The 18,426-nt window shown below is 61.4% G+C and carries 16 protein-coding genes; 4 read left to right on the forward strand and 12 right to left on the reverse strand.

All coding sequences use genetic code 11. The annotated features are described in order from the left end of the window. Positions 1-231: 231 nt before the first annotated feature. From AC3RLQ_RS02610 to AC3RLQ_RS02660, 11 genes are all read right to left on the reverse strand, one after another. Positions 232-1,821: a Na+/H+ antiporter gene (locus tag AC3RLQ_RS02610; protein WP_493034059.1), complete on the reverse strand. Its 1,590-nt coding sequence runs from the start codon at positions 1,819-1,821 to the stop codon at positions 232-234. 438 nt (positions 1,822-2,259) lie between these two features. After that, entirely contained in the window at positions 2,260-4,380 is a 2,121-nt protein-coding gene (locus tag AC3RLQ_RS02615; RefSeq protein ID WP_493034061.1) for a hybrid sensor histidine kinase/response regulator, read from the reverse strand. Between the two features lie 69 nt (positions 4,381-4,449). Then, a complete protein-coding gene (locus tag AC3RLQ_RS02620; protein WP_493034064.1) occupies positions 4,450-8,037 on the reverse strand; it encodes a hybrid sensor histidine kinase/response regulator in 3,588 nt (1,195 codons plus the stop codon). Between the two features lie 7 nt (positions 8,038-8,044). Then, the gene (locus tag AC3RLQ_RS02625) at positions 8,045-9,613 is read right to left on the reverse strand and encodes a response regulator (RefSeq protein WP_493034065.1); all 1,569 of its coding nucleotides are present in this window, start codon (positions 9,611-9,613) and stop codon (positions 8,045-8,047) included. A gap of 481 nt (positions 9,614-10,094) precedes the next feature. After that, positions 10,095-10,541 carry a response regulator gene (locus AC3RLQ_RS02630; protein ID WP_493034067.1) on the reverse strand — a complete coding sequence of 149 codons (447 nt, stop codon included), beginning with the start codon at positions 10,539-10,541 and terminating at the stop codon, positions 10,095-10,097. Beyond that, the gene (locus AC3RLQ_RS02635) at positions 10,538-10,915 is read right to left on the reverse strand and encodes a sensor histidine kinase (RefSeq protein WP_493034069.1); all 378 of its coding nucleotides are present in this window, start codon (positions 10,913-10,915) and stop codon (positions 10,538-10,540) included. Before AC3RLQ_RS02635 ends, AC3RLQ_RS02630 begins: the two co-directional genes overlap by 4 nt. A 61-nt stretch (positions 10,916-10,976) precedes the next feature. After that, positions 10,977-11,654, reverse strand: coding sequence for a response regulator (locus AC3RLQ_RS02640; protein WP_493034071.1), 678 nt, complete (start codon positions 11,652-11,654; stop codon positions 10,977-10,979). Positions 11,655-11,741: 87 nt separating this feature from the next. Next, complete coding sequence (locus AC3RLQ_RS02645) at positions 11,742-12,161, reverse strand: response regulator (RefSeq protein ID WP_493034073.1); 420 nt, start codon at positions 12,159-12,161, stop codon at positions 11,742-11,744. A 47-nt stretch (positions 12,162-12,208) separates the two neighbouring features. Next, positions 12,209-13,339: an ATP-binding protein gene (locus AC3RLQ_RS02650; RefSeq protein ID WP_493034075.1), complete on the reverse strand. Its 1,131-nt coding sequence runs from the start codon at positions 13,337-13,339 to the stop codon at positions 12,209-12,211. Beyond that, the gene (locus tag AC3RLQ_RS02655) at positions 13,329-14,051 is read right to left on the reverse strand and encodes a histidine kinase (protein ID WP_493034077.1); all 723 of its coding nucleotides are present in this window, start codon (positions 14,049-14,051) and stop codon (positions 13,329-13,331) included. Before AC3RLQ_RS02655 ends, AC3RLQ_RS02650 begins: the two co-directional genes overlap by 11 nt. Before the next feature lie 129 nt (positions 14,052-14,180). Further along, complete coding sequence (locus AC3RLQ_RS02660; protein ID WP_493034079.1) at positions 14,181-14,405, reverse strand: hypothetical protein; 225 nt, start codon at positions 14,403-14,405, stop codon at positions 14,181-14,183. 198 nt (positions 14,406-14,603) lie between these two features. On the opposite strand from AC3RLQ_RS02660, the gene AC3RLQ_RS02665 reads away from it, so the two are divergent. Continuing rightward, positions 14,604-15,134, forward strand: a complete 531-nt coding sequence (locus AC3RLQ_RS02665; RefSeq protein ID WP_493034081.1) for a hypothetical protein — start codon at positions 14,604-14,606, stop codon at positions 15,132-15,134. 71 nt (positions 15,135-15,205) lie between these two features. Here the strand turns inward: AC3RLQ_RS02665 and AC3RLQ_RS02670 are convergent, their stop codons facing one another. Then, a complete protein-coding gene (locus AC3RLQ_RS02670) occupies positions 15,206-15,442 on the reverse strand; it encodes a hypothetical protein (RefSeq protein WP_493034084.1) in 237 nt (78 codons plus the stop codon). A 174-nt stretch (positions 15,443-15,616) separates the two neighbouring features. Here AC3RLQ_RS02670 and AC3RLQ_RS02675 point away from each other — a divergent pair, with 174 nt between their 5' ends. The 3 genes from AC3RLQ_RS02675 (at position 15,617) to AC3RLQ_RS02685 (ending at position 18,194) form a co-directional block, all read left to right on the forward strand. Beyond that, positions 15,617-16,180, forward strand: coding sequence for a DUF3341 domain-containing protein (locus tag AC3RLQ_RS02675; protein ID WP_493034086.1), 564 nt, complete (start codon positions 15,617-15,619; stop codon positions 16,178-16,180). Between the two features lie 140 nt (positions 16,181-16,320). Beyond that, complete coding sequence (locus tag AC3RLQ_RS02680) at positions 16,321-16,860, forward strand: RsbRD N-terminal domain-containing protein (protein WP_493034088.1); 540 nt, start codon at positions 16,321-16,323, stop codon at positions 16,858-16,860. A 14-nt stretch (positions 16,861-16,874) separates the two neighbouring features. Continuing rightward, a complete protein-coding gene (locus AC3RLQ_RS02685; RefSeq protein WP_493034089.1) occupies positions 16,875-18,194 on the forward strand; it encodes a sensor histidine kinase in 1,320 nt (439 codons plus the stop codon). Positions 18,195-18,426 lie beyond the last annotated feature (232 nt).

Consider the following 18,426-nt stretch of genomic DNA (forward strand, 5'->3'; position numbering starts at 1 on the left):
GTTCGGTTTGCCGCAGAGGGGCTGAGAGGCAGAGGTGGCAGAGATTGAGTTGATTCTCTGCTTCCTGTTCCTGAAAGGTCCTGCGGTGAATTCTTTGACAGGATTCACAGAATTTCAGAATTTCAGGATTTTTTCGGAATGGAGAGTCTGGGGGAGTTTGGTTTGCCGCGGAGGGGCACCACGCTCGCTTTCAGGAAATCAGTTTCGGAAGCTGTTCTATGTGCTGCTGCATCACTGGCGGTGCTCGAGGCGGGCTTCGGCGAGATCGATGTCGCGCTGGATGCGGCGGAGGACTTCATCGCTGATGACGTCTTCATTGCGCAGGTGGAGGATGGTCTGGCGCTCGTGCAGGAGTGCGGCGAGAGAGAGGCGCTCGTATTCGGTGGAGAAGCGGCGCAGCGGGGAGCTGGCAGTGGCGGAGGCGGCACCTTCCACCTGGCGGATGTGGTCTTGGTATTCGAGGCGGAGACGCTGCAGGGCATCGGCCTTGGCGGGATCTTTTTCATCGATCTCCTGAAGGCTGGCATAGGCTTCCTGATTGGCCTTCAGGCGTGCTTTGCGTTCTTCAGTGGCGGATGAGCTGTCTTCTTTGATGCCGAGCCAGCGAATGAGCGAGGGCAGGCTGAGGCCCTGCACGACGAGGGTGACGATGATGACGGTGAAGGTGAGGAAGAGGATCAAGTCACGGCCGGGAAACGGGGTGCCATCCTGACGGGTGATGGGCAGGGCGAGCGCGGCGGCGAGGGAGAGCACACCGCGCATGCCGGTCCAGGCGATGATCATGACATGCCGCCAGCGGGGCGTGGGATTGTTCCGGGCGTGATTCTGCAAAAACCAGCGCGGCAAATAAATGGCGGGGAAGACCCAGAGGATGCGAACGAGGATGATGGTGAGGCTGATCGTCAGCGCATAGAGCACGAGCCGGGAAGTGGGGATGGCCTGGACTGACAGGGCTTCGATGACTTCGGGCAACTGCAGGCCGATGAGGATGAAGACGAAGCCATTGAGGAGGAACTCGACCATCTCCCAGACGGGGCCGCCCTGAAGGCGCGTTTTGAAGTTCAGCAGCTCGGGCATGCGCCAGCCGAGGTACAGGCCGGCAATGACGACGGCGAGCACGCCGGAGAGTTCCAGCTTTTCCGCGAGCAGGTAGGCGACAAAGGGCGTGAGCAATGAAACGGTGACCTCGATGGGGGCGTCATCCACGCGCTTGTGGAAGTGCTCGGCGAGCCAGCCGATGAGCAGACCGATGGCAATGCCTCCCAGGCTCATGATGACAAAACGAGCGCCTGCATGCGGGAGTGAAAACGAGCCGGTGATGACGGCGAGCACGGCGAAGCGGTAGGCGACCAAGGCTGTGGCGTCGTTGACGAGGCTTTCGCCTTCGAGAATGGTGACGATGCGGCGCGGGATCTTCAGGCTGTCTGCAATGGCTGATGCAGCGATGGCGTCTGGCGGCGAGACGATGGCACCGAGCACGAAGCCTGCGGCCAGCGGCAGGCCCATGAAATAGTGCGCCAGCAAGGCGACGGCCCCGGTGGTGAAGAGGACGAGCCCGACGGCGAGAAGCGTGATGGGTCGGAGGTTGGCCCGGAAGTCCCGCCAGGAGGTGAAGAGCGCGGCGGGAAAGAGCAGGGGCGGGAGAAAAAATTCGAACACCATCTGGGGATCCAGCCGCACCTCGGGGAGCTTTGGGATGAGGCTGAGAGCCAGACCGCCGAGGACAAAGAAGATGGGATAGGGAAGGGACAGTCTGCGTGCGACCAGCGCCAGAATGACGACGGCCAGCAGCAGGCCCACGAAGATGTCAGCACTGGTCATGAATGGGGATCAGTTAATGGGGGGCAGAGTGGGTTCTGAATGGCTGAGGCACCCGAGCCACGCGGCAGCGTCTTGGAGTGCGTGCGGCAAGCCTGGGCGCGACGCCGCTTTCGCAGGCCGGATGGCAGGCTCAGGCCAAAGAGCCTGCCATAGCCCGCGAAAGCGGTGTCGGCGATGCAGGCTTGCGCCGTGCATCTCTGCCACCGCACTCCAAGACGCTGTCGCGTTCGCATGAGTGCTGGACTTGGCGCTGCGAGGGGACTGCGAAAACGAACGACGCCGCTCCTCAATTGAGCGCCATTCATACTGGTCATAAGATTCGGCAAGCAGGAGCATGCTTGTGCAACGGATGGGGCCTCCCGTCTGGCTGTGCTGCCGGGGGATTAAGCTGAAATGGCGGCGCTGCTGGACCCGCGGTGAAAGGCGTGAGGCCCATGCTCAGGCGGCTTGCAGCAATCTCTTCTCGGCGAAGGCCAGTGTCTCATTGAGCGTCTCCATGAATTCGTTCACCTTGATGGGCTTGGTGAGGTAGCGGAAGAAGCCGGCTTCGATGCCTTTTTCGATGTCGCGCGGAATGGCATTGGCGCTGAGGGCGACGATGGGGATGTGCGCGGTGGTGGGATCAAGGCGGATGATCTTCATGGCCTCGATGCCGCTGATGCCGGGGAGATTGATGTCCATGAGGATGACATCCGGCATGTAGCCAAGGGCGAGGCTGATGCCGTCCGTACCATTCTGGGCGGTGAGGAGGCGGAGATCCGAACGGCGGGCGATGAGCTGCTCGATGAGCTTCAGGTTCGCGGGATTGTCCTCCACGTAGAGAATCAGGCGGGTGCGCTTGCCTGTGCCCTCGGGGATGGCAGTAAGCGTGGTGGTGACGGATTTGATGAAATCAATGTGGGGATCCACGGCTGAGCCGAGTTCGATCCAGAACACGCTGCCGGTGCCGACGGTGCTGTGCGCGCCGATGGAACCTTCCATGAGCTCCACCAGGCGTTTGCTGACGACGAGGCCGATGCCGGTGCCTTCTTCGCCGGTGGCTTCTTTGCCCAGGCGATTGAAGGCCTGGAAGAGCTGCGCGAGCAGTTCCGGCGAAAGTCCCGCGCCGGTGTCTCTGACGCCGATGCGGAGGCGTCCGGGAATGGTGAAATCGCAGTCCACCACGACGGTGCCGCCGGCGCGGTTGTACTTGATGGCGTTGGAAAGGAGATTGATGAGGACCTGCTTGAGACGGGTGCGATCCGCCTGAATGAAGCAGGGGCCTTCAAATTTGGGGAAGGACATGCTGATGCCGCGCTTCTGCGCTGTTGGCTCGATCATGGCCTGGCATTCGATGAGGACTTCCGGCAGAGAAACGGCCTCCAGCGAAAGTGAGAGGCGGCCGGACTCGACGACGGCGAGGTCGAGGATGTCATTGATGAGTTCCAGGAGAAACCAGCCGGCGTGGAGAATCTGATCGATGCTGGCCTTCTGCGAGGCGGTGGGCGGAGGTGTGTCCGACTCGATGAGCTGGGTGAAGCCGAGGATGGCATTGAGCGGCGAACGCAGCTCATGGCTCATGCTGGAGAGGAAGTCGGATTTGGCGAGATTGGCCTTCTCGGCGACGGCCTTGGCTTTTTGGAGTTCGACGGTTTTTTCCTGCAGCACCTTGTCCCAGCGTTTGCGCTCGGTGATGTCACGCGCAGCGGCGAACACGCCCTTCAGGATGCCATCGCGATCATGGAAGGTGGTAGCGTTGTAAGAGACGTCCGTTTCGGTGCCGTCCTTGGCACGGGCGGTGAGTTCGTAGTCGGTGACTTTTCCTTCGCTGAGCACTCGCTTGATGGCGGCCTCGGCGTGGGTGGGATCGGTGAAGTAGTTTTTAAACGCAGCGCCGATGAGTTCTTCACGCGAGCGGCCGGTGAGCGTCTCCATCTGGTTGTTCACGTCGGTGATGATGCCGGAGGGATCGGTGGTCATCAGCGCGTCGATGTTGGATTCAATCAACGAGCGGGTGTAGAACTGCTGATCACGGAGGAGCTGGTCGAGCTTTTCCTGCTCGGCCTCGGCCTGTTTGCGCACGGTGTTGTCCGTGCCGATGAGGAGGTAGCCGATGATGCTGGCGTGGTCATGCACATCGCGCAAAGCGGTGACAGACACGACGGCGGGGAAGCGGCTGCCGTCCTTGCGGATGTAGGTGAGCTCATAGATGTCCTCGATGCCGCGTGAGGCCTTGAAGACGAGGGCCTCGAAACCGGGGGCGATGGTGGTGCCGAGCTCCAGGCTGAGCTCTGCGGCGCGGGCGACAACCTCCTGCGGATCGGAGATTTCCGCCGGGGTGATTTTGTTGAGCACATCGGCGGCGGCGTAGCCGAGCATGCGCTCCGCGCCCACGTTGAAGATTTGAATGACGCCCTTTTCGTCTGTGGCGATGCTGGAGAAATTGGCGCTGTTGAGGATGGCGTCCTGCAAGGCTCCAGTCTTCAGGAAGGCGTCATTGTGCAGGCGTTCGGTGACGCTTGCGGGAGGGGGCGGTGCAGGTGGGGCGGTGGCGGGAACGGGCCTTTGGAGTGTGGTCATGATGATTCCGTGAGGACATCCCATGTGGGAGATGTCGCGGCGCACACTCGGGGCGATGGCGTGGAATTGTTATGGGGTGTTTGCCCCATTGGAAGAGATTGCGGCTTCCGGTTTCGATGCAGGCGGGGGCTGATCAAGCACTTCGCGCAGTTTCTGCGCGAGAGCAGCGGGGGTGAAGGGCTTTTGCAGCAGCGGAGCCCCTTGGTTTAAGACGCCTTGATGGGTGATGGCGTTGGCCGTGAAGGCGGAAGTGAAGAGGGTGCAGGTGTGCGGACTGGTGGCATGCACCCGCTCCGCGAGCTCCCTGCCGTTCATCTGCGGCATGACGAAATCGGTGAACAAGAGATCGATCTGGCCGGGGAGGTGCGCCTCCTGCAAGCTCAGGGCTTCGATGCCGTTGGAGGCGGCCAGCACGGTGTAGCCCAGGCGCTGGAGCAAGGTGCCGGCCATCTCCCGCAGGGCGGGGTCGTCCTCGACGAGGAGGATGGTTTCAGTGCCATGAGGCAGACCGGGGACGGTGGTGCGTAAAGGAACCGGGCCTGAGGCGGCTGCAACCTGCGGCAGGTAGATTTTGAAAGTGGTGCCCACATTGGGCTCACTGTAGACGGTGATGTGCCCGCCGCTCTGCTTGATGATGCCGTAGCAGGTGGCGAGGCCGAGGCCGGTGCCTTCGCCCACGCCTTTGGTGGAAAAGAAGGGCTCAAACACGCGGGCCTGGACTGCGGGGCTCATGCCGGTGCCGGTGTCGGAGATGGCGAGCATCACGTAGTCACCGGGCTTGAGGTCGGGATAACGCTCCACGCTGGCCTGATCCAGAGTGACATTGGCTGTTTCGAGGGTGAGTCTGCCGCCGCCGGACATGGCATCACAGGCATTGATGACGATGTTCACGATGACTTGTGAGATCTGCCCCGCATCCGCCTTCACCAAGCGGAGCCCAGGCTCGGGGATGTTGCGAATGTCGATGTCATGCCCCGCCAGATGCCGCACCGTGCCTGCCATGCCGGCCAGGACGGAGTTGAGATTGAGCATTTCTGTCTGCAGCGTTTGCTTGCGACCGTAGGCGAGAAGCTGGCGCGTCAGGATGGCGGCCCGTCCGGCCGCCTGATTGATGGCGGTGACTTTGCCTGCCAGCGGACTGGCTGAAGGGAGATCGTCGAGGAGCAGCTCACTCTGGCCGAGGATGGCGGTCAGAATGCTGTTGAATTCATGGGCCACGCCACCGGCCAGCTTGCCCACGGTTTCCATTTTCTGGGATTGCACGAGCTGGGCTTCGAGGCGCTTGCGTGCGGTGATGTCGCGCTGAATGGCCACAAAGTGCGTGATTTCACTCCTGGAATTGAGGAGGGGGGCGATCTGCCACTCCAGCACAAATTCGGTGCCGTCTTTGCGGTAGTTGATGGTTTCCCCGGAAAAGGTGTCCCCCGCCTCCAGGCTGCGCCGCAGGCGGTCGAGCACGGTGCGGTCCGTGCGCGGGCCCTGCAGCAGGCGGGGGGTGAGACCCAGGACATCCGCCGGCGTGTAGCCGGTCATCTGCGTGAAGGCGGGATTGACGAAGATGATTTTCGGGCCGGGCAGGTCGAGTTGCGCCTCGGTGATCATGATGGATTCCTTCGACTGCTTCACGGCGGAGCTCAGCAGGCGCAGCGACTCCTCCGTGCGCTTGCGCTCGCTGATGTCCTGAATCTGGGCGATGAAGTAGCGCGGCTGCTGCTGGCTGTCGCGCACGAGCGACACATTGAGCAGCACGGTGACGAGATGGCCGGCGGCATGGATGTAGCGTTTCTCAGACTGATAGACACGGCTTTCGCCGGTGGTGAGCTGGCGCACGCACTCCTGGCTGTCGGGGAGGTCATCGGGATGGGTGATGTCCTGGAAGCTGCGGGTGAGCAGCTCTTCCTCGGTATAGCCGACGAGCTTGCAGAGGGCGCGGTTGACCTTGAGCCACCGCCCGGTGGGAGAGGCGAGGGCCACGCCGATGGGGGCATGCTCAAAGGCACCGGAGAAGCGCTCCTCGCTTTCCCGCAGCGCCTCCTCGGCCACTTTGCGCTCGGTGATGTCGTCAAAGACGGCGACGAAGTGCCCCTTTTGGTGGCTGTAAACGGCGATGGAGAACCACACCCCCAACGCTTTCAAATGCGTCTCACAGCGTTCCGGCTCGCCAGTCGAGGCCACTCGCTCATACATCTCAAACAGCGGCATGTTGGTTTCGTAAAAGTCGGGAACGACTTCGCTGATGGGTTTTCCGACCACATTTTTCAACCCGGTGAGCTTTTCAAAAGCGCTGTTGACCTCCAGGTAGATGAAGTCCCGCGCCTGTCCCTCCTCATGCACCATGCGGCAATGCGCGTATCCTTCCAGCATGTTCTCAAACAGCGAATGATAGCGGAATTCGCTTTCGCGGAGGGCCTCCTCCGTCCGTCTGCGCTCGGTGATGTCGTGAACCATGGCGATGAGGCCGGTCACTTTTCCATCCTTGTCGCAGACCGGCATCTTGTCGGTCTGCACCCAGAGTTCCTGGCCTTCCGGCCCCCTTAGCTTTTCGATGATGCCCAGTTTGGCTGCTTTCGAATGGATGACTTCCAGATCGTCCGCGTAATACCCGGCCGCTTCTTTGGGGAATACTTCTTCTGCGGTTTTTCCTTCGATCTCGTCGATGGACAGGCCCGTTGCCTCGGCCACGCGCTGATTGACCTTGATGAAACCGTTTTGGGTGTCCTTGAACCAGATCATCGCGGGCATCAGGTCAAAGAGAACACGCAGCTCCGCCTGCTGTTTTTGCAGGGACTCCTCGTGCACTTTGTGGGTGGTGATGTCCACGCAGGTGCCCGTCATGCAGGCAGGTTTGCCAGCTTCATCAAAGCTGGTCCTGCCTTTGTTATCCAGCCAGTGGAGGCTGCCATCCGGCCAGAGGACGCGGAATTCCATGTCAAAATCGGCGCCATCGCTGGCGCAACGCCGGCAGCGTTCGATCACGCCGGCGAGGTCATCGGGATGCACCGTGGCGAGGAAGGTCTCCAGGGTGCGGACCGTCTGTGCTGCAGGCAGGCCGAAGAGCGCATGCATGGCATCATCCGAGACCACTTCATTGGAGCGGATGTCCCACCGGAAGGTGCCGGTGTGGGAGGCCCGCAGCGCGGCATGCACCCGCTCTTCACTTTCGCGCAGGGCGGCCTCCCTCTGTTTGAGTTCGGTGATGTCACGAAACGTCCAGATCCGGCCGTAGCAGGCGCCATCCTTGCCGAGGACAGGAGACGAATAGCGGTCCAGCACGGTGCCGTCTGTCAGTTCAATTTCATCACGGCTGATTTCAGACGGATGGGCATAGAGGCGGACGACTTTTTCACGGAACTGGTCCGGATCCCGGGTCATGTCCATGACCCAGCGCACCTGCCGGGTGTCGTCGGGATCCTCCACGATGTGGCGGGGGATTTTGAAAAGGTCGGCGACACGCTGGTTTTGCAGGATCTTCCGGCCCTGCGGGTCCACGACGATGACGCCATCGATGGTGGAGTTGACCTGGGCCTCCAGAAAGGCGTTTTTCCAGCTCAGCTCCTCCTGCGCACGGCTGAGGCGGGCCGCAGTGTCCCGCAGTTCCGCTTCGAGGGCCTCGATGCGGTGGTGTTCGGGCTTGGCGGCTGAAAGGGGCGCTTGCATGAAGGCTTCAGGCGTTCAGGAGATCGCGTACTTTGCGGGACAGGGTGGCGGGCGTGTAGGGCTTGGGCAGGAAATCCACACCAGCATCCAGCACACCATGATGTGAGATGACATCATCCGTGTAGCCGGAGGTGAAGAGGATTTTGAGGCCGGGGTAGGTGACCTTGAGCCACTCAGACATCACCTTGCCTCCCATCACGGGCATGACGACATCGGTGAGGACGAGGCTGATCGGCGGCCCTTGGTGGGTCTGCGCCAGGTTGAGTCCCTCCTGGCCGTTGATGGCGGGGATGACGTGATAACCCTGGTTTTTCAGCACTTCCACGGCGAGGTGGCGCACGGAGGGGTCATCCTCCACCACAAGGAGGGTTTCAGTGCCGCGTGGCAGCGGGTCGCCGGCAGATGATGGGGGGGGAGCAGCAGCTGCTGCGGCGGTGAGAGCCTGTGGCTGCTGGACGCAGGGGAAGTGAATTTGGAAGAGGGTGCCTTTGCCAAGCTCACTGTGAACCGTGATGAAGCCGCCGGACTGCTGGACGATGGTCTGACATGTGGCCAGCCCGAGGCCGGTGCCTTTGCCGGCGGGCTTGGTGGTGAAAAACGCCTCGAAGATGTGCTCCTTGACTTCAGGGGTCATGCCGCTGCCGGTGTCACTGACACTGAGCCTCATGTAGTCTCCGGGGGTGGCGCCGGGATTTTCGCGGGTGAAGTTTTCATCCAGCGTGACCCTGCTGGTGGCGATGGTGAGCCTGCCGCCGTCCGGCATGGCATCGCGGGCATTGACGGCGAGGTTCATGAGCACCTGCCCGATGTAGCCGGGGTCTGCCATGATGTGCCCGGGCTGGGTGCCGGGAACGAGGGTCAGGATGATGTTTTCATCGATGAGGCGCTGCAGCATCTGCTCCAGATCGCGCAGGACGACATTGAGATCGGTGATGACGGGCTGCACGCTTTGTTTGCGGCCAAAGACGAGGAGCTGGAGAGTGAGGCCGGCAGCCCGCTCTGAGGCGCGCCGGATTTCTGTGACAGGAGTGCGCAGGGGATCGGTGGCGGCGAGCTTCATCAGCATGATGTCGCTGTAGCCCATGATGACGCCGAGGATGTTGTTGAAGTCATGGGCGACACCGGCGGCGAGCTGGCCGATGACCTCCATTTTTTGCGCCTCGATGAACTGGGCCTCCAGCCGCCGGCGTTCGGCACGCTCCGCGACTTCCTGCATGGCACGGCGCACGGCGGGAACGAGCCGGGAGAGCCGCGTTTTCAGGACATAATCAGTGGCGCCGCTCCGGAGAGAATCGATGGCGAAGTCCTCCCCCATGGTGCCAGACACGAGAATGAAGGGCAGATCGGGCCATTTGGCGCGCACGAGGGAGATGGCGGAGAGGCCGTCAAAGTCAGGCAGGGTGTAGTCTGAGAGGATCAGATCAAAGTCGCCGAGTTCCAGAGCTGCTGCAAACGCAGCGCGGTTATGCACGCAGGTGGTGGTGCAGGAGAGACCGCCGCTTTTGAGATGGTAGAGAATGAGCGCGGCATCGTCCGGATTGTCTTCAAGGTGCAGGATGCGTAGAGGGGGGCTCATTTTGACTTCTTTCTGTGACTGGTGATCACGCTGCCTGGTAAAACCTGAAGGTGCCGGCGCACGGTGAGGGGGATGTTTTTAAAGTGGCTTCGTTCAATGTAGATGAGCGGGACCTTCGGGGGGAAGCAAAAAAGCCCGGCACTGGCAGATCGGTCACAAGGTGCAGAGGCGGACTCCATTCGTCGGAAGTGCTGCCAGCGTGGATGTATCTCCAAATGCAGCCTGCTGGCGGGTGCCGGGAAGCGAAGCGTCTGCCTACGATGCTCTGCCTGAGCGCTGTGTGATTTCCGCCGGTACGATATGACTGGCTCCAGGGGGTTGGAATTCCTCAACGGGTGGAGTGGTGGGTTGATTATGATTGCGATCTGGAACGCGGATAAGTTCGAGGCAATCAGGTGCCGAGCACATAAATGTGAGTTTAAAAGTGCGTGCCATGTTAGCAGCCATGCCCCTAAGCTCCACCTTCACAAAGACCTGCGCGTCAGTTTGGCGGCGGTTCATTGAGCTTTCCCCAGAAGGCGCCGATCTGGCGGACGGAGGTCATGAAGCCCTGGTAATCCATGGCTTTGACGACATAGCCGTTCACGCCCAGGCGGTAGCATTCGGCGAGGTCGGAGGTTTCGCGTGAGGAGGAGAGGACGACGACGGGGATGGCCCTGAGCTGCGCGTCAGACTTGATGGTTTTGAGGACTTCGAGGCCGTCGACCTTGGGCATCTTGAGATCCAGCAGCACCAGGACGGGATAGCCGCGGGGGCGGTGCTCATACGTGCCGCGATAGTACAAATAGTCGAGCGCCTCGGCACCATCGTGCGCCACGAAGACCTTGTCGGCGAGATGGTGCTGCTCCAGAGCGGCGAGGATGAGCTGCACATCCTGGGGGTCGTCCTCCACCAGGAGAATGCTCTTGAGGGTATGAGGTGCGATCATTCGTTTGAGCGAGTTTGGGTGGGAAGGGAGAAGTAAAAGGTGGCGCCGGCATGCACCGCGCCTTCCGCCCACACGCGGCCGCCATGGCGGAGAATGATGCGCTGGACGTTGGCCAGGCCGATGCCGGTGCCTTCAAACTTTTCCTGGCTGTGGAGGCGCTGAAACACGCCGAAGAGCTTGGCGGCGTAACGGGGATCAAAGCCTGCTCCGTTGTCGCGGATGAAGATCACGGTTTCATCTTCGCCGACGCTGGAGCCGCCGATCTCGATGCGGGTCTCAGTCGTCACCGTTTGGCCTTGCGGTGAGCGCATGGGCACGGACTCGTGACTGGCGGCTGGACAAAGACGCGCAGCGTGTGCGGGGGTGAGTGTCATGACAGACACATCATCCAATGCGGCCCCCGGTTTGGCCATGGGGGTTAACCCCCAAACGGGATCAGAGGATCGTCACCTGGACGCTGTTCTCAATGATGCCCATGGAGATGGCGTAGCGGGTGAGGCCGGCGGTGTCGTGGATGTTGAGCTTGTCCATGAGGCTCTGGCGGTGCTTCTCGACCGTCTTGACGCTGATGTTGAGTTCATCCGCAGTTTCCTTGTTGGCCTTGCCTTCGGCGATGAGCTGCAGCACTTCCATCTCGCGTGCGCTGAGGGTGGGGACGGCCTTGCCCGGGAGATCTCCCTGATCGCGGGCTTTTTGCTTTTGATGATTGCGGCGCTTGGCGATGATGGGGCTGAAGTAGGTCTTGCCCTGATGGACGGCGCGAATGGCCTCTGGGAGGACATGGGCGGCGGTCTGCTTGATGAGATAACCGGAGGCGCCGATGGCCATGACCATGGCGACGTAGGCATCATCACTGTGGGCGGAGAGGATGAGAATCTTGGTGCCGGGAAAGGCCTGAAGGATCTGGCGTGTGGCCTCCATGCCATTGAGCAGGGGCATGGCGATGTCCATGACGATGACGTCGGGGCGCACCTTGGTGACGAGATCCACGGCCTGGCGGCCGTTCTCGGCTTCGGCGACGACCTTGATGTCTGGTTCCAGATTGAGCATGGCACGCAGGCCTTCGCGGACGATCTGGTGGTCTTCGGCGAGCAGGACGTTGATGGAGTTCATATTGAGTTTACTTTACAGAGGGATTGCTGGCGGGAGGTGAATTCTCACCTCGATTTCCGCGCCGGAGGATGCTGGAGCTGGGGTGCTTCATGGGGTTTGCACCGACGAGTGATGGATGGGCTTGAAGAAATCGTGTCCCTGATAGACCTCGCGGATGGCCCGGGCGAGGAGCTGTGAGTCGCTTTGCTTGACGAGGTATCCCGAGGCACCGAGCTCCCTGGCCTGCCGGATGTAGGCCTCCTCATCGTAGGAGGTCAGCACGATGATCTTGGTGGAGGCGGGGGTGCATTCGCGAATGCGGGAGATGGCATCAAGCCCGCTGAGCAGGGGCATGGCGAGATCCATGACGACGACATTCGGGGCGAGCTTGTTGGCGAAGGCGACGGCCTGATGGCCGTTGGCGGCTTCACCGACCACCTGAATGTCAGCTTCCAAGGCGAGCAGTGCACGCAGGCCTTCACGGACGATGGTGTGATCATCTGCGAGAAGAACGGTGATGGGGGTCATGGGCATTCCAAGGTGGGAGTGTTGCAGGACGGGTTTTGTGTGGTGTGCTAGGCGCTGGTATCCGGGGATGGAATCTCCACGCAGATGGTGGTGCCTCTGCCTGGGGCGGACTCCACGCAGAAGGTGCCGCCGATCATCTCGATGCGCTCACGCATGCCGAGCAGGCCGAGGCGGTTGTTCTTTTTCGCGCTGCTCTTTCCTTCCACGGTGAAGCCGCAGCCGTTGTCGGTGATTTTCATGCAGATGCCGCCGTGCGGATTCTGGATGCTCAAGCCTGCCTGGCTGGCCTGCGCATGACGCGCCACATTGGTGAGGGCCTCCTGGGCGATGCGGTAGAGGACGGTGCGGATGGCGCCGTCCGCCTGCTCAATGCCGGCAAAGGCCTGCAAGCTGACGCGGATGCCGGTGTCCTGCATGTAGGAGGTCATGAAGGACTGCAGCGCGGGGATGAGGCCGAGATCATCCAGCACGGAGGGGCGCAGCTCGCGTGCGAAGCGGTGGACGATGTCGACGGATTTTTCCACGAGCTCCTGCGTGCTGGAGATCTTGCCCTGCAGCGTCTTGTTGCTGACGGTGGAGTCTGTCTTCAAGGCCGCGAGGCGGACATTGATGCCTGTGAGGGTCTGGGCGATGACGTCATGCAGCTCGCGGCTGATTTTTTTGCGCTCCTCCTCCTGGGCGGTGAGGAGCTGACGCGAGAGCTGCCGGAGCTCCTCCTGCAATTCGCGGGATTTTTTGAGCAGGTCGCTGGAGGTCTGCTGGCTGATGCGGAGGGACTCCTCCATGGCCCTGCGCTGTTCGACTTCCTGCCGGAGCTCCTCCACAGTGGCGGCGAGCTCCTGGGTGCGCAGGCTGAGGGTCTGGACCATGTGATTGAGCTGAATATTGGCCTCACGCGCGCCGCGGTGAGTTTCCTCAAGCGGTGTGATGGCTTCGGCAAAGAACAGACCGGCGCGCGCCATGAGACCGCTGCTGGCGCTGGAAGTGTAACTGGGCAGAACGAGAGAGACGAGGGCGACCTCATGCATGCGTGCGAGGTCGAGCGTCTCCAGCCCGAGGGCGATGGCCTGGTGTCCGAGCTCGTGCGCGGGTGCCATGCTGGCGGCCGGGCCTTCCTTCAGGAATTGCTGCAAAGCTGCGTGATAGAGACGCGAAAGATCAGTGAGCTTAAATTTCATGGGGAATGCCGAACTCGTGGGCGAAGTGGTTGATGGTTTTCACGGCAGCCTCCACCAGCTGCTGCGTGGCGGCTATTTCCTGGGTGATGCCTTCATGCCTGGCGGCCATCTGCTTTTTCAAGGTAAGCAGCCGCATGTGGATGCCAAGCAGGGACTGGCCAATATCGTCATGGAGCTGGAGGCTCATTTTTTTGCGCTCCACTTCGTCTGCGGACATGATTTTGCGCGCCATGTCCTTGAGCTGCTGCTCCAGCTGGCGGGATTCGAGGAGCAGCTGGGTGGAGGTGCGCTCGCTGTCTTCCAGCGCGGCCTCGGCGGTCATGCGTTCGGTGATGCCCTGCTGGAGGTCACGATGGGAATCTGCGAGATCCAGCGTGCGCTGACCCAGGCGCTCCTGGAGCTGCTGCAGGTCGGCGCCGGACTCGCGAGCCAGGCGGTGGGTTTTTTCGATGGGGACGATGGCTTCGGTGAAGAAGCCCTCCGCACGCCGCGTCATCTCGTTGCGTGTGCTGGGCGAGCCATCAGTGGGAATGAGCACGGCCAGGGCCTGATGGTGGACTTTGGCCAGGTCCAGTGTCTCGAGTTCCATGTTTACCGCCTCAGTACCCAGTGCATGGGCGGGCAGGAGGCTCGCCTGGCGGCCTTGCTCCAAATGGGTGCGCAATGCCGCCAGGTAATGGGCGGACAATTGGCTCAACAGGGATTCACTCATGCTTGTACTGGAAGGACAGCATTCGAGCCAGCAAGGCTTGATTCTTTGCTGGTACGGCTGTTGGACGTCAGTTATCAGCCAGCGCTGGAAAACTAACCATGGGGTGAAACCCTACCTGCTGACATTCCTTCAACTAGAGCGTCTTTGTTCGGGGGCGGCGGTGGCGATGACCTCGGGCGGCAGCAGGGCGGAGGCGCCGGTGTAGGCATTGATGGCGCGCTTTTGAGCGAGATCTGTCTCGGTGTCTTCGACAGATTTCTCGGCTTCCAGCGCCTGCTCGAGCAGCTGGCGTGCAGCCTCGACACTGAACCTGAGGGGGGGCTCGGTGATGGGAGGGGTAGGTGGGGAATTCATGGCTTGTGGGCAAGCGTCGTCGGCAGGGACGGCAACTGCGATGGGGTGAAACCCTACTTTGCATGAAATGTCGCGTGGGAGGAGCGTCCGCCGGGGTAGGGTTTGACCCCATGGTAGAAAATGCCACCACCCCCTAGAGGGGGGGGCTTTGGACTTCTGCTCCAAAGGCTCCGTCAAAAAACCAACGCAATGCATCCCATGAAGAAAATAACCTCACTCCTCCTCACTCTCACCCTGGCTACCAGCGCCTTCGCTGGCACCGTGGACAACTCCAAAGCCGTGCAACCCACCATCGCCGCCGCCCAAGGCTGTGACTGCTTTGCACCTGGCTTTGCCATGGGCGCCTTTGGTGGTGCCTTCTTTCCAAGCCATGGCGGCTCAGGTGTCGCCGGTGGTGGCGTCCTGGCAGAATACTTCGTCAGCGAGTACCTGGGCTTTCAGGGCAGCTACGGCGTGTATGCCACGAACAGCGAACATCACCAGATGGATGGCAGCATCGTTCTGCGTGCTCCGATCAAGAGCCTGTGCATCGCCCCGTATGTGATGGCGGGCGGCGGCGTGGGCACCAACGCGACGACGCGTGGTGACTTCCATGTGGGTGGCGGTCTTGAAGCCCGCTTTGCGAGCCTCAACTGCATGGGCGTGTTTGTGGACGGCAACTATTACTTTGCCTCCGGCACGAACACTGACTTCACCGTGGCGCGTCTGGGCGTGAAGTTCCGCTTCTAACATCTGCGGCTGAATTCAACGACCTCCAGGGGGAAGCGGGCGACCGCTTCCTCCTTTTTTGCGGGCGCGGTTCAGGACTTCTTCAGCAGGTTCTTCCACCAGGCATCGTAGGCGGTCATGGGGGTGCCGAGCGGGGTGTGTTCATACAGCCATGTGAGGGGCTGGTAGATTGTGGTGACCACAGCCGGGACTGTGCCGTGGATGCGCTGGCTGGAATACAGGGCCATCACCGGGCCGTGGCTCAGCAGATAGACGGCGAGGAGCTGAAGCAGCGTGAGGAGGCAGCCGGATCGGGAGGAGGAACTCATGCTGAAAGACTAGCGAGATCGCCAGTGCGGCCAATGGGGTGAACACTCCATGGTGAAGGGGAGGGGGCAGCGCATAGTGTGGCGTGACGAGCAGCGGGGCGCATTTGGTTCCGACCACCTGCAGGCTCAGCGGCGAATTCAGTCCAGCCATCACCTTTTAAAGCCCCAACCACCATGCCTCGAACTTCTGTCTTCTGCTTCGCCAACTCGCGCACTCAGGCGGGACACATCGTTGATCAGCTCAAGGCTGCGAGCTTTTCCAGCAACGACATTTCCGCACTGCTGACGGATCAGAATGCGGGCCACGAAGCTGCGCCGATTCGGCGCACGAAGATGCCTGAAGGCGTCATTGCTGGGCTGGGCATCGGCGGTGCACTGGGGTGGATTGCGGGGATCGGCGTGCTGGCCATCCCGGGATTCGGCGGTTTCATTGATGCGAGTCCCGTTCTGGCTGCGCTGACGGGTACGGCGATCGGAGCCGTGTCTGGTGCGGTCTGCGGCGGATGGATCGGCAGAAGCATCCAGGAGCGAGAAGCCGGACGTGATCACGACCTGCTGCAGGACGGGAGCATCCTCATCTCCGTGCATGCTGAGAACTCGTCAGAAATCACGCGTGCGGAAGTCATCTTTGCGGATGCCGGAGGGCAGGGGATCTGCACTCGCGGAGATGAGGCCGATCCTGAGAGAAACCGGGCCACGGAGATCATCGCCTATCCGAGTGCTCCCGGTCGGGCTTGAGACTTTCAGCATCGCTTTGTCATGAGGTGATGGGGGTTATACCCCATGGCGGATGAGGTGCGCGCTCCCTAGTCTTATGAAGAGGCTCAGGCAGGCACCGTGCCGCCGGCCTTCCACTCCTGCGATCTTTCAACCACGACATGAGTTCAATCCCAATGATAGCCCCCACGATACCACCGCCCGAAACCCCTCCCGCCAGTGTGAACGTCCAACTCGCCGACTACCTTGGTGCGCAGAAGGAGGTGATCCTCAATGAATGGCTTTCGCGAGTGCATGGCGACGCCGCCATCATTGCGAGCGAAAACCTGAACACGGTGGCGCTCAAAAACCACCTGCCTGAGATTTTTGAGAACCTGGTGAAGACGCTGCGGTTTTACGGCAGTGATGTGGTGGCGGAGAAGTCACTGAAAGATGCGGAGGAGCACGGTGCGACGCGATTGCGGCAGGGGTATGAACTGCCTGAAATGCTGCGTGAGCTGATGCACCTGCGCGCCATTTTGATCCACCACCTGCGTCAGTTTGAAGGCCTGCATCTGGAGTTTGGCGCGGCATCCACGCTGTTCATCTCCACGACGATGCATCGTTTCATTGATGAGATGATGATTGATGCGACCGAGGAATATTTGTGGTCGCAGCTGAGCATGCAGGATCAGATTCACCAGGGGCGCATCAAGTGGTAAGCGCGGCCAAGGCAATGGCACGGACCCGTGAGCAGCTGAGCACGCTGGCGGCCCACCTGGGAAAGCAGCGGGAGGTGATCCTGCAACGCTGGCGCACTGCGACGGAAAGTGTGGCGGAACTGGACATCGCGTCATCATTGACGCGGCTGCAGTTCAACGACCACATTCCCGGCGTGCTGGATTCACTGGCCCTGAGGCTGCGCGCGTGGCCGCAGGTGGAGAGCGCGCAGGCGCAGCAGAATGAAAAGGACCAGGTGATCGAGCATGGTTTGCAGCGCTGGCAGCAGGGCTACCAGCTGCGGGAGCTGACGCAGGAGTGGGGCCAGCTGCAGATGGCGGTGATGGAGGAGCTGGAGGCCTATGCGCCGGCGCATCCCCATCTGGAGCCGCCTGTTCTGCCGACGGCACGGCGTGCGTGGGCGCAGCTGTGCTGGGAAGGCATCAGCGACAGCGCCACGCAGTACTGGCGGCTGCACCAGGCGGAGGCGAACGGGCATGTGCGTGAACTGGAGCAGGCGCTGGCCACGCTGAATGATCTGGACCGGGCGCGTGCGGCCGCATGGCGTGAAGCCACGCATGATCTGCAGGGCAGCCTGAGCGTGGTGTCTGGAGCGACTTCGGTGCTGGACCGCAAGAATGTGACGGAACCGATCCGGCATGAGTTTGCCAGTTTGCTGCAGAAGGGCGTGTCATCTCTGAATGACATGCTCAAGGATCTGATGAGTCTGGCTCGGCTGGATGCGGGACTGGAAACTCGCAAGGTGGTGCCGTTTGATGCGGGGGTGCTGCTGGCGGATTTCTGCCTGACATCCACGCCACTGGCGGAGGCGCGAGGACTGTATCTGAAGATGCTGGGACCGGACTCCCTGCGGGTGCATGGCGACCGGGCCAAGATCCAGCGCATCCTGCAAAACCTGCTGCTCAATGCGCTCAAGTACACGCAGAGCGGAGGTGTGACCGTGATCTGGGGGCCTGGCCAGGGAAGTGAAACGAATGACTGGATGTTTTGTGTGCAGGACACCGGCCCCGGACTGGACGCAGGCCCGGGCGCACCGCTGGCACGGCAGCTGTATGAAGCCACGCAAACCGCGCATGCGGCGGATGACATTCATGCCCAGGACCGCACGGCGGGAGATCTGGCGAACGCACCCACGGTGCCTGCGCAGTCCACCACGCTGCCGCCCAGCCAGCTGCCCGGAGAGGGCGTGGGTCTTTCCATCGTGAAGCGTCTGTGCGAGCTGCTGGATGCGAGCCTGGAGCTGGAGACGAGCCCGGGTGCGGGCTCCACGTTTCGTGTGGTGCTGCCACGGCACTACAATAAGAGTGTAAAATAAAAAAACGGCGACTGATCCCGCCCCCCATACACAAGGCACTCCATGAAAACACTGATCACGCGCAAAACAACAGAAGGTAAAATCGGCTGGGCGCTGCTGTGGCTGCTGGGCATCCCCGTTCCTGTGCTGCTGCTGTTCTTTGTGCTGCGCGGCTGCACCTGAGTGCCTGCGTTGGTTCATCCATCGGCCCTGCATTCCATGACACGGATGCAGGGCTTTTTTGTGCAGCGGC

It is taken from the genome of Prosthecobacter sp. GW821-HT29F12 (genome assembly GCF_058803405.1).

Excerpts from the sequence above, each read along its gene's own strand:
- AC3RLQ_RS02610 (WP_493034059.1), bottom strand. The coding sequence starts at position 1,821 with ATGACCAGTGCTGACATCTTCGTGGGCCTGCTGCTGGCCGTCGTCATT.
- AC3RLQ_RS02615 (WP_493034061.1), bottom strand. The coding sequence starts at position 4,380 with ATGACCACACTCCAAAGGCCCGTTCCCGCCACCGCCCCACCTGCACCG.
- AC3RLQ_RS02620 (WP_493034064.1), bottom strand. The coding sequence starts at position 8,037 with ATGCAAGCGCCCCTTTCAGCCGCCAAGCCCGAACACCACCGCATCGAG.
- AC3RLQ_RS02625 (WP_493034065.1), bottom strand. The coding sequence starts at position 9,613 with ATGAGCCCCCCTCTACGCATCCTGCACCTTGAAGACAATCCGGACGAT.
- AC3RLQ_RS02630 (WP_493034067.1), bottom strand. The coding sequence starts at position 10,541 with ATGATCGCACCTCATACCCTCAAGAGCATTCTCCTGGTGGAGGACGAC.
- AC3RLQ_RS02635 (WP_493034069.1), bottom strand. The coding sequence starts at position 10,915 with ATGACACTCACCCCCGCACACGCTGCGCGTCTTTGTCCAGCCGCCAGT.
- AC3RLQ_RS02640 (WP_493034071.1), bottom strand. The coding sequence starts at position 11,654 with ATGAACTCCATCAACGTCCTGCTCGCCGAAGACCACCAGATCGTCCGC.
- AC3RLQ_RS02645 (WP_493034073.1), bottom strand. The coding sequence starts at position 12,161 with ATGACCCCCATCACCGTTCTTCTCGCAGATGATCACACCATCGTCCGT.
- AC3RLQ_RS02650 (WP_493034075.1), bottom strand. The coding sequence starts at position 13,339 with ATGAAATTTAAGCTCACTGATCTTTCGCGTCTCTATCACGCAGCTTTG.
- AC3RLQ_RS02655 (WP_493034077.1), bottom strand. The coding sequence starts at position 14,051 with ATGAGTGAATCCCTGTTGAGCCAATTGTCCGCCCATTACCTGGCGGCA.
- AC3RLQ_RS02660 (WP_493034079.1), bottom strand. The coding sequence starts at position 14,405 with ATGAATTCCCCACCTACCCCTCCCATCACCGAGCCCCCCCTCAGGTTC.
- AC3RLQ_RS02665 (WP_493034081.1), top strand. The coding sequence starts at position 14,604 with ATGAAGAAAATAACCTCACTCCTCCTCACTCTCACCCTGGCTACCAGC.
- AC3RLQ_RS02670 (WP_493034084.1), bottom strand. The coding sequence starts at position 15,442 with ATGAGTTCCTCCTCCCGATCCGGCTGCCTCCTCACGCTGCTTCAGCTC.
- AC3RLQ_RS02675 (WP_493034086.1), top strand. The coding sequence starts at position 15,617 with ATGCCTCGAACTTCTGTCTTCTGCTTCGCCAACTCGCGCACTCAGGCG.
- AC3RLQ_RS02680 (WP_493034088.1), top strand. The coding sequence starts at position 16,321 with ATGAGTTCAATCCCAATGATAGCCCCCACGATACCACCGCCCGAAACC.
- AC3RLQ_RS02685 (WP_493034089.1), top strand. The coding sequence starts at position 16,875 with ATGGCACGGACCCGTGAGCAGCTGAGCACGCTGGCGGCCCACCTGGGA.